Raw genomic sequence first — 12,839 nt, forward strand, 5'->3', positions numbered from 1 at the left:
CCGCAAACCACGCCGCCTAAGCTAATGGTTGCGCTTCTCCCACAAGGGGAGAAGGAAGAACTGTCACGCAACCATCACGTTCAGGCCCTAGACCGCTCGACGGCAAGGGCTGCCCGCATCGTCGGTGCCGTGCCCTTTTGAGCCAATGGCCGCTCTGCTCGTCACGAAGGGGATTTCCATGAAACATCTCAACCGAACCGCCGCGCTCGGCGCGCTGCTCGCCCTGTTCACCGCCATGACGCCGGCGCTCGCCGACGGCGTCGCTTACGTCAACAAGGGGCTCGTCGGCGTCGGCCGCATTCCGGCCAGCCAAAAGGACAAGTTCGGCGAGACGTTCGGTTCGGGTTCCGGCATGTCGATCGACACCAAGTCCTGGGCGCGCGACGGCGCCGGCTACAAGGGCTCGCTCTGGCTGCTGCCGGATCGCGGCTACAATGTCGTCGGCACCACCGATTATCGCCCGCGCCTCAACACCATCGCGATCGAGCTGACCCCGACCGCTCCTGGCGCGGCCCCCGCCGCCGGACAGGAACAGACCGCCGTCAAGGCGACGCTCGCTGACACCATGCTTCTGACCGATGACAAGGGCGCCGACGCCACCGGCCTCGACCCGCTGAACGGCGTGCGCCCCGCCGCTGGCGACATGCCGATCCTGCCTCAGGCGGACAACGGCAAGCTTGCGCTGGACGACGAGGCGGTCGTGCGCCTGCCCGACGGCACCATGTTCATCTCCGACGAATATGGCCCCAACATCTACCGTTTCTCGGCCGAAGGCCGCTTGATGTCGGCGACGCAGCCGCCGGCGGCCCTGGTGCCGATGCGCCACGGCAAGCCGAACTTCGCTTCCGACAATCCGGGACCGGGCGCGGCCGAGCCAGATCCGAAGGACCCGGAGACCGGCCGCCAGAACAACCAGGGCCTCGAAGGCATGTCGATGACGCCGGACGGCAAGTTCCTGATCGCCGTGCTGCAGTCGGCGGCCCGCCAGGACGGTGGCGATTCCGGCTCGACGCGCCAGAACACCCGCGCGCTGGTCTATGACGCTTCCGACCTCGCCCACCTCAAGCTGGCGCATGAATATGTCGTGCCGCTGCCGGTGTTCAAGGACGCCAAGGGCAAGACCAAGGTCGCCGCGCAGAGCGAGATCGTCGCGCTCTCCGACAAGAGCTTCCTGATGCTGGCGCGCGACAGCGGCAACGGCCAGGGCTTGAAGGGCGACGAATCGCTTTACCGCAAGATCGAGATCGTCGACCTTTCCAGCGCGACCGACATCGGCAACGGTCCGTTCGACGCCGCCGACAAGCCGGTCGCGCCGAAGGGCGTGCTCGATCCGTCGGTGACGCCGGCCAAGCTGACGCCGTTCATCGACATCAACGACAAGGGCGAGCTTGGCCGCTTCGGTCTGCACAATGGCGCGCCGAACGACAGGAACAACCTTTCCGAGAAGTGGGAGGCTATGTCGCTGGCGCCCGTCCTCGATCCAAAACTGCCCGACGACTATTTCCTGTTCGTCGCCAACGACAACGACTTCCTCACCCAGGACGGCTTCCAGGTCGGCGCGCCCTACAAGGCCGAGGATGGCGCCGACGTCGACACCACCTTCCTGGTCTATCAGGTCACGCTGCCCGGCCTTTCCAGCAACACACAGTAAGGTGGGCTGGTGATCTGGCTCGCCCGGAAAAGGGTGCATGTGTCTCAGGCCTGCGATAGCATCGCGGGCCTGACTCATTCCGGTGCCTGCCATGAACGACAAAAAGCCTGCCCGCCCGCGCGTCAGCGACCTGACCAGCGGCCCGATCCCGCGCACGCTGCTGCTGTTCGCGCTGCCGGTGCTGGGTTCCAACGTGCTGCAGTCGCTCAACGGCTCGATCAACGCGGTCTGGGTCGGCCGCTTCCTCGGCGAGGCGGCGCTGACCGCCACCTCCAACGCCAATCTCGTGCTGTTCCTGATCCTCGGCACGGTGTTCGGCATCGGCATGGCTGCGACCATCCTGGTGGCGCAGTCGGTCGGCGCCCGCGACCTGCCGGAGGCGAAGCGTATCGTCGGCACCAGCGCCACCTTCTTCTTCCTGGTCTCGGTCGTGTTCGCCGTCTGCGGCTGGATCTGGGTCGATGCCATCCTCACCGGGCTCGGCACGCCGGCGGACGCCTTGCCGCTGGCGCGCAGCTACCTGCGCATCATCTTCGTCGCGGTGCCGATGATGAACCTCCTGTCCTTCATCATGACCGTGCTGCGCGGCGCCGGTGACTCGCGAACCCCGTTCGTCTTGATGGCGCTGGCGGTCGTTCTTGACGTCGTGCTCAATCCGCTGCTGATCCGCGGCATCGGCCCCTTCCCCGAGCTCGGCATTGCCGGCTCGGCGACCTCGACGCTCATAGGTCAGACGGTGAGCGTCATCGCCATACTGATCGTGCTTTATGTTCGCAAACACCCGCTGCGGCTGGCAGGCGCCGACCTCACTCTGCTGCAGCCCGACCCGGCGCTGCTGCGCATCGTCGTCTTCAAAGGCATCCCGATGGGCCTGCAGATGATCGTCATCTCGGCCGCGGCGCTCACCGTGATGGGCATCGTCAACTCCTACGGCTCGCAGGTCGCCGCCGCTTACGGCATCGCGGCGCAGCTCTGGACCTATATTCAGATGCCGGCTCTCGCGATCGGAGCCGCCGTCTCCTCGATGGCGGCGCAGAATGTCGGCGCCGGCCGCTGGGACCGCATCGGCAAGGTCGCCGCCTCGGGCGTCGGCTTCAACCTGGTGCTGACCGGCGCGCTGGTGGCGCTGCTCTTCGTCTTCGACCGCCCGGTGCTCAGCCTCTTCCTCAGCAGTGACAGCACCGCGATCTACATTGCCACTCATATCAACAGGGTGGCGTCCTGGTCGTTCATCCTGTTCGGCATCACGATCGTGCTCTTCGCCACGGTGCGCGCCACCGGCGCCGTCATGCCGCCGCTGATCATCCTGATCATCTCGGTGTTGTTCATTCGCACCGGCTTTGCCTATTCGATGCGCAGCGTCCTCGGCCAGGAAGCGCTGTGGTGGAGCTTTCCGGCCGGCTCGATCGCCTCGCTCGTGCTCGCCGCCGCCTATTATCGCCTCGGCCGCTGGCGCACCACGCATATGATCGAGGGCCGGCCCGCGGCCGGCGAGCCGCCCGACACCGGCCTCGGCGTGCCGCGCCAGCGCGCCAATCTTGCGCCTGAGACACCGGCCAGCTGAGATCTAGAGCAATTCCAGGAAAAGTGTGGGCGGTTTTCCGTCCGGAATTGCGTAAAAACAAGGAGATAGAGCGGTTTGCCGTTTCCATGAAACGGTGAAGCGCTCTAGCGCGTGTATTTGGCGCCGAAACCGAGCGCCACCAACGAGAAGACGATAATCATGCCGGCAAACGCCAGGCTTGCCACGGCGGCGTTGGCCAAGCTGGACAGCACGCCGATGCCGATCACCGGCAGCGCATTGCCGCAGAAACAGCAGATGAAGAAGACCGAGACCACCTCGGCGCGATGGTCGGCCGGCGCGATCTGATTCACCACCTGCAGGCCGCCGCGATAGCCGAGCGCCGCCGCCGCGCCGCAGACCGCGGTCGCCGCGATCATCAGCACCATCGAGGCGTAGATTTGCGCCGCGACGACCAGCGCCACGGCCGGGATCATCAGGACGAGCGCCGCGAGCATGGTCAAGCGGCTAGCAAGCCGGGCGGTGGCCACGATGGTGACGGCCGCCACAATCGACAATTCGAAAAAAAGCCCGCCGGCTTCGGCATGATTGGTCACGTGCAGCTGCTGCGCGAGAATGCTCGGCGCCAGCGCGGCATAAAAGCCGACCAGCGCCATGGCGCCGAAGCCGGTCACCGCCGGCGCCACGAATTGCGCGCGGATATTGTCGGGCACCGAAAGCCGAGGCCGCAGCGAGACATCCGAGAGCCGCCCCGGACTGGAGACCGTTTCCCGCGTGCGCCAGATCAGCACGGTCACCAACGCAAGCAGGACGAGATAGACGGCAAATGTGAGCCTGAGCGGCCAGGGCGCATATTGGGCGAGCAGCCCCGCCATGAGCGCGCCGACGCCGAGACCGATGAAGTTGGTGCTGGTGGTGATGATAGCGGCGCGCGACTTGTCCTTGCCTTCGATCAGCTCGGCCAGCCAGGCGGTGCCCGCACCCGCGCCGACGCCGATGCCGAGCCCGCTCAGAATGCGGGCGATGTCGAGCCAGGCGAGGTTTTCGGCAAAGAGGAAGAACAACGCGCTGACCAAGGCAACCCCCATCGCGGCGAGCGCGGCGGGACGGCGGCCGATCACATCCGACACCCGGCCGAAGAACAGCAACGCCCCCAGATTGCCGACAACGTAGACGGCGTAAACCAGAGTCAGCGTGACCTGCGAGAAGCCGAAGGCCTGCTTGTAGATGATGTAGAGCGGGGTCAGCGCGGTGCTGCCGGCAAAAAGCGCGGCGATCATGGCGGCGACGGCGGCCTTCGCGGCCCTCCCGCCAAGCTCATGGTTACGCGTCATGGTTTGAGCGTAGCTGGTCATGGCGACCTCCGAGGGTTGCAAGCCCAACGCGCATATAATGGCGCTGTTCCAACCTGCGGATGCCCTCCTGACAGTTCTGGCAGGATGGTCAGCCGCGGCATCCTCCCTTAACGTCTACGCAGAGCGGGGGAAGAATCATGGGCAAGGGACGGGTCGAGGCATTCACCGATGGCGTCGTCGCCATCATCATCACCATCATGGTGCTGGAGCTGAAAGTGCCGCATGGCGAGGATTTTTCCGCGCTCTTGCCGCTGTGGCCAGTGTTCTTCTGCTACGTGCTCTCCTTCATCAATGTCGGCATCTACTGGAACAACCTGCACAACATGTTCCACACTGTGCAGCGCGTCGACGGGCGCGTGCTGTGGGCCAATTTGAACTTGTTGTTCTGGCTGTCGCTGATGCCGGTGACCACGGCCTTCATGGGAGAGAACCACTTCGCCCCGGTTCCGGTCGCCGTCTATGGCATCGACCTGGTGCTTTGCGCCGTTGCCTACACCATTCTGGTCATCAAGCTGCGCCATCTGCATGGCGCCGACACGACCTTTGCCAAGGCAGTAGGTCACGACGAGAAAGGCAAGATTTCACTGGCGCTCTACACCGCCGCCGTCCTGCTCAGCTTTCTCAACCAATGGATCAGCGTGGCGATCTACGTGCTTGTTGCGGCGATCTGGTTTGCGCCCGACAAGCGCTTCGAGAGGCTGATCGAAAAATAGGAATCTATTTCCGCATCGCTTTCAACTTCTCGGCCACCGAGGCGGCAAGGTCGGCATAGCGCTCCTCCAGCCGCTCGGCCGCCTTGATGATCGGGAAATCGTGCCCGAACTTCTCCAGCGCAAGCCGCAGCTTTTCGGCGAAATCCGCCTGCTTCTCCAGCGCCGCGAACAGTGTCTTCACCTGCGTCTCGCTGATATCGGGATTGGCGAGCATCGTCGGCACCTCGCGGCTCATCTCATCGCCATTGGCGGTCTGCTCTTTGAGAATTCCGATCCAATCGGTCAAATGCCGGGCTCCTTTTCTGGACAGCATGCGCGGCAGGCGCGGCGATGGTCAACCCGTTGCGGCCGTCGCGATCATTTATCGGGACGAACCAGCCTTGCCTCGCCGACGTGCGGCGTTAAGTTCGGCCCGACCGAACAAGGATCGAAACCATGACGAGCGACACCGAAATCCAAACCGCCCTGCCCGCTTTCGCTTCCGGCAACGTCGCCGTCATCACCGGCGGCGCCAGCGGCATCGGCCTCGCTGCCGCGAAACGGTTCGCGGCGATGGGCATGAAGGTGGCGCTGGCCGACATAGGCGGCGTGCGCCTCGACCAGGCGAAGCAGGCGGTCGCGGCGATCGCCGGCGACGACGCCGTGCTGCCAATCCCCACCGACGTCTCCAAGGCCGAAGAGGTCGACCGGCTGGCGGACCTCGCTTACGGCGCCTTCGGTGCGGTGTCGGTGCTGATGAACAATGCCGGGGTCGGCAACAATCCGGGCAAGCCCTGGGAGAACCGCGACGCCTGGAAGCGATTGCTCGACATCAATTTCTGGGGCGTCGTGCATGGCGTCGAGGCCTTCGCGCCGCGCATGCTCGCAGCTGGAAAACCGGGGCTCATCATCAACACCGGCTCCAAGCAGGGCATCACCACGCCGCCCGGCAATCTCGCCTACAACGTCTCCAAGGCCGGCGTGAAGACGTTTACCGAAGGGCTGGCGCACGCGCTGCGCAACGAGCCTGGGGCGAAAGTGTCGGCGCATCTGCTGATCCCCGGTTTCACCTACACCGGCCTGACCGAAGGCGCGACGGAAAAGCCCGCCGGCGCCTGGACCGGCGAGCAGGTGATCGACTTCATGCTGGCATCGCTGATCGACGATGACTTCTACATCCTTTGCCCCGACAACGAGGTGGCGCGGCCGATGGATGAAAAGCGCATGGCCTGGGCGATTGGCGACATCATCGAGAACCGCCCTGCCCTGTCGCGCTGGCATCCCGATCACAAGGATGCTTTCGCCGTCTTCATGAACCGCTAAGCAATTCCAGGAAAAGTGCATAGCGGTTTTCCGTCCGGAATTGCGCAAAAGCAAAATACTGACGGCCCTTTCAAGCCGCCGCTTTCTTCTTGGAGGCGTTCTTCGCGGCCGCAGGCTTCTTTGCGGCCGCGCCGGTGGTCTTGGCCGCATGCCGCGTGCCGTTCTTTCCGGCCACGGCCTTGTTGGCCGCCGTTTCGGCGATCTTGCGGTCGTGCCGCTTCGCCGCCGCCTCGCATTTGGCGCGGATCTCCTCGACCTCGGATTCCGTCAGGTGCTCGATGCCGATGAAATGATTGTGGGCGCGGCTGACCCTGATCAGCTCGTCGAGCTTGGCCTGGATCGCCGCGCCGTCGCGGTTCTGCGTGTTCTGGATCAGGAACACCATCAGGAAGGTGACGATGGTGGTGCCCGTGTTGATGACGAGTTGCCAAGTGTCTGAAAACCCGAAGATCGGGCCACTTGCCGCCCATACGACCACGATCAGCACGCAGATGACGAAAGTCCACGGCAGGCCAGCCAGATGCGCCACCCAATTGGCTGCCTTGCTAAAAGCTCTCTCTATCATGCAAGTCCTTCGAAAACTGTCGATGTATGAGCATTTGTGGAGAAACAAGCTGCCGCCGCTTCGGGTTCCAAGTGTCTGATTTTTGGTGCCTACACGCGGCCGCAATCGGACACACGCAGGAAGCGCAGGCGCGTGAAGAAACACCTTATCGGTTTGCCTGCAACAGTGCCGGTGCAGGCAAGAGAGCCTGTTCCTTCCGCCTCACAGCGGTTTGCCTCCAGCCCCTTCCGCCGCGCCACCCCCGCATGGCGGAAGGGGCGCGTTTTTTATATCAGGGAGTATAGCCTTCCCAGCGATCGAGGAAGGCCTCAATCGGCATGGCTTGCATGTCGGGGATTGCGCTCGCCAGTTTCTCCGGCGCCCAATCCCACCAGGCCAGGGCCTCGATACGCGCTGCGACTGCCGCTGAGAAGCGTTCGCGCAAGGGCTTCGCCGGAACGCCGGCGACGATCGTGTAGGGCGCGACGTCATGCGTCACCACCGCATTGGCGCCGATGACGGCGCCGTTGCCGATCGAGACTCCCGGCATGACGACCGCGCCATGACCGATCCAGACATCGTGGCCGAGACTGACCGGTTTGGCTTGCCGGCGCGCGCGAAATTCAGTGTCGACGCCCAGCCAGCGGAAATACTCGTTCGGCCGGTAGCTGACCTTATGCTGCGTCAGCCGCTCGATCGGGTGCTCGAGCGCGTTTATGCGGCTGTTGGCGGCGATCGAGCAGAACTTCCCGATCGTCGTGTAGATCGCTTCCGAATGGCGCTCGAAATAGGAAAAGTCGCCGACGCTCACCTCGCGCAGGATCACCCGCTCGCCGATCGAGGCATAGCGGCCGAGCTTGCAGCCTTTGAGCTCGGCGGTCGGATGGATGCGCGGCTCGGGATCCTTCAGGACAAGGTTTTCAGAACGGTCCATGCTCGGGCTTTACGCCCGAGCGATTGACCCTGCAAGCGGGACAGATAATCCGCTCGAACCTATTGCGGCTTGCCCTTGGTCCACACCACGTTCTGGCCGTAGAGCGGCACGGTGGTGACCGACATCTTCGCCGAGCCGTTCTGCACCTGGCGCGAATGCGACAGATAGATCAGCGTCTCGTTCTTCCTGTCGTAGATACGGTTCACCACCTGCTTCTTCCAGATCAGGCTGAGGCCCTGCTTGAACACTTCCTCGCCGCCCTCGCCCATATCGATGTCGCCGATGGTGATCGGCCCGGTCTGGCGGCAGGAGATCGAGGAATCGGAAGGATCCTCGAACCAGTTGCCCTTATGCAGCCGGTCGATGATGCTGCGGTCGAAATAGGCGACATGGCAGGTGACGCCGTCGACCTTCGGGTCTTTGATGGCGTCAATCATGATGTCGTTGCCGACCCAGTCGACACCCACTTTGCCCACCTCGTCGGCCATGGCCGCGCCGGCGCTGAGAGCAAGACATGCGGCGAACAAGCCGATCAGTTTTCGCAAAGGTTGCCTCCTGGGTTGGCGTTTGCCGATGTCAGGTGGGACAAGATCGTGGCGTTTGCAAGCCGCCCGACACGGGGTTTGTGCCCCACCTGGATCTCTGCTTGCGGCAACGCGGCATCTTTGCGTGCCCGGCGCAGACCCGCTAAGAGTGTCGCCAAACTTGCCCCAAGGCAATCACGACGGACATTCACTGATGATGCGTTCAATCCTGGTCGGCATTCTCGTCCTGATGGCGGCGGGCATCGGCTGGCTGACGTTCGACTGGTACCGCGGCCATTATGGCGGCGAGCCCTTCGGCGCGCCCTTCACGCTGGTCGACCAGAAAGGCGCGCCGATCACCGAAGCCGCCTTCAGGGGCCACCCGAGCGTCGTGTTCTTCGGCTTCACCCATTGCCCGGAAGTCTGCCCGACAACCCTGTTCGAGCTGGCCGGCTGGCTGAAGACGATGGGCGACAGCGGCAAGAACCTCAACGCCTATTTCGTCACCGTCGATCCGGAGCGCGACACGCCGGAGACGATGAACACCTATGTCAGCAACTTCTCCGACCGCATTACCGGCATCACCGGCGATCCGGACAAGGTGCATGCCATGGCCAAGGCCTTCGGCATCTATTGGAAGAAGGTCGACACCGGCGACGGCGACTACACGATGGACCATACGGCCTCGGTGCTGCTGCTCAACGCCAAGGGCGATTTCGCCGGCACCATCGCCTATGGCGAGAGCGCCGACACCGCCGTCGCCAAGCTGAAGCGGCTGGCGGCTGGTGGGCAAACATGATCCCGAACCGAAGGTCAGCGACCGCAAAAAGTGGGAACCGGTTTTCGGAAAAGATCATGTTCAAGCAAGAGTCTTTCTGATGGGCCAGACCAGGCTGCACCTCATCGCCAGCAAGCTCGAGGCCGACCGCATCTTCGCGGCGCTGGACGCCGCCTTCGAGGATGACGGCCTGCCGATCGCCGTGCTGGAGCTCGACGAGGAAAAAGACATCCACGAAGTGTCGCTCTATGCCGATGGCGACGTCGATCCCCTCGAAGCGCGAGTCAGGGATATCCTCGCCGGTCTCGGCCTGCCCAAGCCCGTCGAGCGTGAAGTCCTTCCCGACATCGACTGGGTGTCGCGCTCGCTGGAAGGCTTGAAGCCGGTGCGCGCCGGCCGCTTCCTCGTCCACGGCTCGCACGACCGCGCCAAGCGCCACGCCGGCGATCTCGCCATCGAGATCGAGGCAGGCCTTGCCTTCGGCACCGGCCATCACGGCACCACCGCCGGCTGCCTCGAAATGCTGGAGCAGGTCGTGCTGCGCGAACGGCCGCGCAACGCGCTCGACCTCGGAACGGGAAGCGCGGTGCTTGCCATCGCGCTCGCCAAGCTCGTTCATATCCCGGTGCTGGCGACCGACATCGATCCGATCGCCGTCCGCGTCGCCGCCGCCAATGCCCGCCTCAACCATGTCAAGGCGCTGGTCGAAACGGTGACGGCGCCGGGCTTCCATAACCCGATCTTCGCCAGGCGCGCGCCCTTCGACCTCATCGTCGCCAACATCCTCGCCCGGCCGCTGATGCGGCTCGCACCGGAGATGGCAAAGCACATCCGGCTCGGCGGCTCGCTGGTGCTCTCCGGCATCCTCGACCGGCAGCGCGACGCGGTGATCTCGGCCTATGTCAGACAGAGCTTCCGCCACTTGCGCACGCTGCATCGCGAGGGCTGGGTGACCATCCACCTCAAGCGCTGAGGCGCTTACTCACACATAAAGCGAGTTTGCCGCCTTCTTCAGCTCTTCGCGATCGTAGCCATTGGCGTTCAGCGTTTCATCGTCGAGACAAAGCAGCGCCCCGTTGACGTAGCGGCTCGCCTCGCGCCGGCGAGCTTCGATCAGCGCGCTCATGGCGTTTCTGAAAAATCCGCGTCTGGCTGAAAGCGTGGACATGACAGTCTCCTTCGCAGGACAACAGCATTCATTCCTCCACATTTGGGAGACTAAGCTCTGCCGACCTGTCTGGAAATCAACGATTCTGCATAGCGTCCATGCGCAAAGACACGGGCGCGCGCCTGGCTTGCACGTCGTCGCTTCAGCATATCTGGATCATATGGCGTCTGGTGACAGATCCGTTTCAATTGGCACACGAAATGCTCTAAAGCATGTCTCCCGAAAGTGGGAACCGGTTTCGGGATAAAGACATGCGTAAGATCAAAAACCTAAAAGCTCATGGAGCGAATCTGAAAGATCGCGACGCGTTTTAGGTTCGCGACAAGCATCCGAGGAGAGGCCACCATGTTCCAGACCTTTGATTCCGCTGGCGATCCGGCCGTCGGCAAGCCGCGCGTGGCGCTGCTGCGGCAATGGCTGGCCGACAATGGCTTGGATGGCTTCATCGTCCCTCGCGCCGACGAGCACCAGGGCGAATATGTCGCCGACCGCTCGGCGCGGCTGAAATGGCTGACCGGCTTTTCCGGTTCGGCCGGCGTCGCGATCGTGCTGCGCGACCGCGCCTTTATCTTCGTCGACGGCCGCTACACGCTGCAGGTTCGCAACGAAGTTGATCTCGGCATCTTCACCGTCGAAAGCCTCATCGACAATCCGCCAGCCAGCTGGATCAAGGACAATCTCGGCAAGGGCGCAAGGCTCGGTTTCGACCCTTGGCTGCACACGATCGGCGAGGTCAGGGCGCTGAAGGCGTCCGCCGAGCAATCCGGCGCGACCTTGGTGCCGCTCGACAGGAACCCCATCGACATCATCTGGAAGGACCAGCCCGAGCCGCCGCGGGCGCCGGTGGAGTTGCAAGAGCTCAATTTTGCCGGTGAGCTCACCAAGGACAAGCTTGTGCGGCTGGCAAGCGCCATCCAGAAGGACGGCGCCACCCATGCGGTGCTGACCGATCCCTCTTCCATCGCCTGGAGCTTCAACATCCGTGGCGGCGACGTGCCGCACACGCCTCTGGCGCTCGGCTTTGCCATCCTCGCCGCCGACGGCAAGCATCAGCTGTTCATGGACCAGCGCAAATTCCCGCGCCAGGTCGCGGCCTATCTCACTCAGCTTGCCGATCTGCATGACCCGGGCGAGTTCGAAGCGGCAATCGTCGAGCTGGCCAAAAACGGCGCCAGGATTGCGCTGGACCCGGTGCTGGCGGCGGACAAGCTGCGGATGCTGACCGAGGACAATGGCGGCACGGTTGTCCTGGCGGCTGACCCGGCGCGTATTCCCCGCGCGACGAAGAACCAGGCCGAGATCGCCGGCAGCCGCGCCGCGCATCGCCGCGACGGCGCTGCGGTCGCCAAGCTGCTGTGCTGGCTCGACCGCCAGAAGCCGGGCACGCTCGACGAAATCGCCGTCGTCACCAAGCTGGAGGAAGTGCGCCGCCAGACCGGCGAGGAAACCCAGATGCCGCTGCGCGACATCTCCTTCGACACGATTTCCGGCGCCGGCCCGAATGGCGCCATCATGCACTACCGCGTCTCGCGCGCCACCAGCCGCAAGCTTGAGAGCGGCGAGCTGTTCCTGCTCGATTCCGGCGGTCAGTATCAGGACGGCACCACCGACATCACCCGCACCGTTCCGATCGGTGAGCCGACGCAGGAGATGCGCGAGCGCTTCACGCTCGTGCTGAAGGGCATGATCGGGATCTCGATGCTGCGTTTCCCCGCCGGCACGCGCGGCTCGGAGATCGACGCCGTCGCGCGCGTGGCACTGTGGAAGCATGGCTGCGACTTCGCCCATGGCACCGGCCATGGCGTCGGCTCCTACCTTGCCGTGCATGAAGGGCCGCAGCGCATCGCCCGCACCGGCACGGAAAAGCTGCTGGCCGGCATGATGCTGTCCAACGAGCCGGGCTACTACAAGGAAGGCGCCTACGGCATCCGCATCGAGAACCTGATCCTGGTCACGCCGGCGGAACAGATCGAAGGCGGCGACATCGCCATGCATGGCTTCGAGACGCTGACGCTGGCGCCGATCGACAAGCGACTCATCCGCAGCGATCTCTTGACCCGCGACGAGTTGCACTGGCTCGACCAGTATCATGCATGGGTGCTGGCCGAGATCGGCCCGATGGTCGACGGCGAAACGCTGGCCTGGCTGGAAAAAGCCACCGCGCCGCTGCCGCACGACGCGAAAATTTGAGATGGGCTTCTTTCTCCCGTTTACGCTAGCTGTGCACACATCTTCTGTGACTGGCGTGACTGATCGACCTGAGGCTTGATTGCCACGTGGTTCCCCCAATCCGTCGCTGCTTCGCAGCGCCACCTTTCCCCCCCTCCGGAGGGAAAGGAAGGGAGCCT

Annotated in this window: 12 protein-coding genes and 1 pseudogene; 7 read left to right on the forward strand and 6 right to left on the reverse strand. The window is 63.9% G+C overall.

Features of this window, described 5'->3' with window-relative positions; all coding sequences use genetic code 11:
- Positions 1 to 178: 178 nt before the first annotated feature.
- Positions 179 to 1,651, forward strand: a complete 1,473-nt coding sequence (locus E5X34_RS17020) for an esterase-like activity of phytase family protein (RefSeq protein WP_292566966.1) — start codon at positions 179 to 181, stop codon at positions 1,649 to 1,651.
- A 91-nt stretch (positions 1,652 to 1,742) separates the two neighbouring features.
- Positions 1,743 to 3,215, forward strand: coding sequence for an MATE family efflux transporter (locus E5X34_RS17025; protein WP_292566968.1), 1,473 nt, complete (start codon positions 1,743 to 1,745; stop codon positions 3,213 to 3,215).
- 104 nt (positions 3,216 to 3,319) lie between these two features.
- Here E5X34_RS17025 and E5X34_RS17030 read toward each other — a convergent pair.
- Positions 3,320 to 4,573, reverse strand: a pseudogene (locus tag E5X34_RS17030) (MFS transporter); the annotation flags it as partial.
- 92 nt (positions 4,574 to 4,665) lie between these two features.
- Between E5X34_RS17030 and E5X34_RS17035 the strand changes: the two are divergent.
- Positions 4,666 to 5,241, forward strand: coding sequence for a TMEM175 family protein (locus E5X34_RS17035; RefSeq protein WP_292566971.1), 576 nt, complete (start codon positions 4,666 to 4,668; stop codon positions 5,239 to 5,241).
- 4 nt (positions 5,242 to 5,245) lie between these two features.
- On the opposite strand, the gene E5X34_RS17040 is transcribed toward E5X34_RS17035, so the two are convergent.
- On the reverse strand, positions 5,246 to 5,527 hold the full coding sequence (locus E5X34_RS17040; RefSeq protein ID WP_292566975.1) for a hypothetical protein: 282 nt from the start codon (positions 5,525 to 5,527) through the stop codon (positions 5,246 to 5,248).
- A gap of 149 nt (positions 5,528 to 5,676) precedes the next feature.
- Between E5X34_RS17040 and E5X34_RS17045 the strand changes: the two genes are divergently transcribed.
- Positions 5,677 to 6,543 carry an SDR family NAD(P)-dependent oxidoreductase gene (locus E5X34_RS17045; RefSeq protein WP_292566978.1) on the forward strand — a complete coding sequence of 289 codons (867 nt, stop codon included), beginning with the start codon at positions 5,677 to 5,679 and terminating at the stop codon, positions 6,541 to 6,543.
- A 70-nt stretch (positions 6,544 to 6,613) separates the two neighbouring features.
- On the opposite strand, the gene E5X34_RS17050 is transcribed toward E5X34_RS17045, so the two are convergent.
- From E5X34_RS17050 to E5X34_RS17060, 3 genes are all read right to left on the reverse strand, one after another.
- Complete coding sequence (locus E5X34_RS17050) at positions 6,614 to 7,108, reverse strand: low affinity iron permease family protein (RefSeq protein WP_292566981.1); 495 nt, start codon at positions 7,106 to 7,108, stop codon at positions 6,614 to 6,616.
- Positions 7,109 to 7,379: 271 nt separating this feature from the next.
- Positions 7,380 to 8,021 (reverse strand): DapH/DapD/GlmU-related protein, encoded by a 642-nt coding sequence (locus E5X34_RS17055; protein ID WP_292566983.1) that lies wholly within the window; start codon positions 8,019 to 8,021, stop codon positions 7,380 to 7,382.
- A gap of 59 nt (positions 8,022 to 8,080) precedes the next feature.
- Positions 8,081 to 8,509, reverse strand: coding sequence for a CreA family protein (locus E5X34_RS17060; protein WP_108702807.1), 429 nt, complete (start codon positions 8,507 to 8,509; stop codon positions 8,081 to 8,083).
- 250 nt (positions 8,510 to 8,759) lie between these two features.
- On the opposite strand from E5X34_RS17060, the gene E5X34_RS17065 reads away from it, so the two are divergent.
- Together E5X34_RS17065 and E5X34_RS17070 are read left to right on the forward strand one after the other, a co-directional pair.
- A complete protein-coding gene (locus tag E5X34_RS17065; protein WP_126060113.1) occupies positions 8,760 to 9,344 on the forward strand; it encodes an SCO family protein in 585 nt (194 codons plus the stop codon).
- A gap of 79 nt (positions 9,345 to 9,423) precedes the next feature.
- Positions 9,424 to 10,296 (forward strand): 50S ribosomal protein L11 methyltransferase, encoded by an 873-nt coding sequence (locus tag E5X34_RS17070; RefSeq protein WP_292566986.1) that lies wholly within the window; start codon positions 9,424 to 9,426, stop codon positions 10,294 to 10,296.
- 9 nt (positions 10,297 to 10,305) lie between these two features.
- Here E5X34_RS17070 and E5X34_RS17075 read toward each other — a convergent pair whose 3' ends face one another.
- Positions 10,306 to 10,491 carry a hypothetical protein gene (locus tag E5X34_RS17075; protein WP_292566988.1) on the reverse strand — a complete coding sequence of 62 codons (186 nt, stop codon included), beginning with the start codon at positions 10,489 to 10,491 and terminating at the stop codon, positions 10,306 to 10,308.
- A 345-nt stretch (positions 10,492 to 10,836) separates the two neighbouring features.
- On the opposite strand from E5X34_RS17075, the gene E5X34_RS17080 reads away from it, so the two are divergent.
- On the forward strand, positions 10,837 to 12,681 hold the full coding sequence (locus E5X34_RS17080; RefSeq protein ID WP_292566991.1) for an aminopeptidase P family protein: 1,845 nt from the start codon (positions 10,837 to 10,839) through the stop codon (positions 12,679 to 12,681).
- Positions 12,682 to 12,839: the final 158 nt, after the last annotated feature.

The sequence above is a fragment of the Mesorhizobium sp. genome (assembly GCF_004963255.1).
Lineage (GTDB): Bacteria > Pseudomonadota > Alphaproteobacteria > Rhizobiales > Rhizobiaceae > Mesorhizobium.

What these genes read in the sequence shown, in the direction of transcription:
- E5X34_RS17020 (WP_292566966.1), top strand. Translation starts at nt 179, where the DNA reads ATGAAACATCTCAACCGAACCGCCGCGCTCGGCGCGCTGCTCGCCCTG.
- E5X34_RS17025 (WP_292566968.1), top strand. Translation starts at nt 1,743, where the DNA reads ATGAACGACAAAAAGCCTGCCCGCCCGCGCGTCAGCGACCTGACCAGC.
- E5X34_RS17035 (WP_292566971.1), top strand. Translation starts at nt 4,666, where the DNA reads ATGGGCAAGGGACGGGTCGAGGCATTCACCGATGGCGTCGTCGCCATC.
- E5X34_RS17045 (WP_292566978.1), top strand. Translation starts at nt 5,677, where the DNA reads ATGACGAGCGACACCGAAATCCAAACCGCCCTGCCCGCTTTCGCTTCC.
- E5X34_RS17050 (WP_292566981.1), bottom strand. Translation starts at nt 7,108, where the DNA reads ATGATAGAGAGAGCTTTTAGCAAGGCAGCCAATTGGGTGGCGCATCTG.
- E5X34_RS17055 (WP_292566983.1), bottom strand. Translation starts at nt 8,021, where the DNA reads ATGGACCGTTCTGAAAACCTTGTCCTGAAGGATCCCGAGCCGCGCATC.
- E5X34_RS17060 (WP_108702807.1), bottom strand. Translation starts at nt 8,509, where the DNA reads ATGGCCGACGAGGTGGGCAAAGTGGGTGTCGACTGGGTCGGCAACGAC.
- E5X34_RS17065 (WP_126060113.1), top strand. Translation starts at nt 8,760, where the DNA reads ATGATGCGTTCAATCCTGGTCGGCATTCTCGTCCTGATGGCGGCGGGC.
- E5X34_RS17070 (WP_292566986.1), top strand. Translation starts at nt 9,424, where the DNA reads ATGGGCCAGACCAGGCTGCACCTCATCGCCAGCAAGCTCGAGGCCGAC.
- E5X34_RS17075 (WP_292566988.1), bottom strand. Translation starts at nt 10,491, where the DNA reads ATGTCCACGCTTTCAGCCAGACGCGGATTTTTCAGAAACGCCATGAGC.
- E5X34_RS17080 (WP_292566991.1), top strand. Translation starts at nt 10,837, where the DNA reads ATGTTCCAGACCTTTGATTCCGCTGGCGATCCGGCCGTCGGCAAGCCG.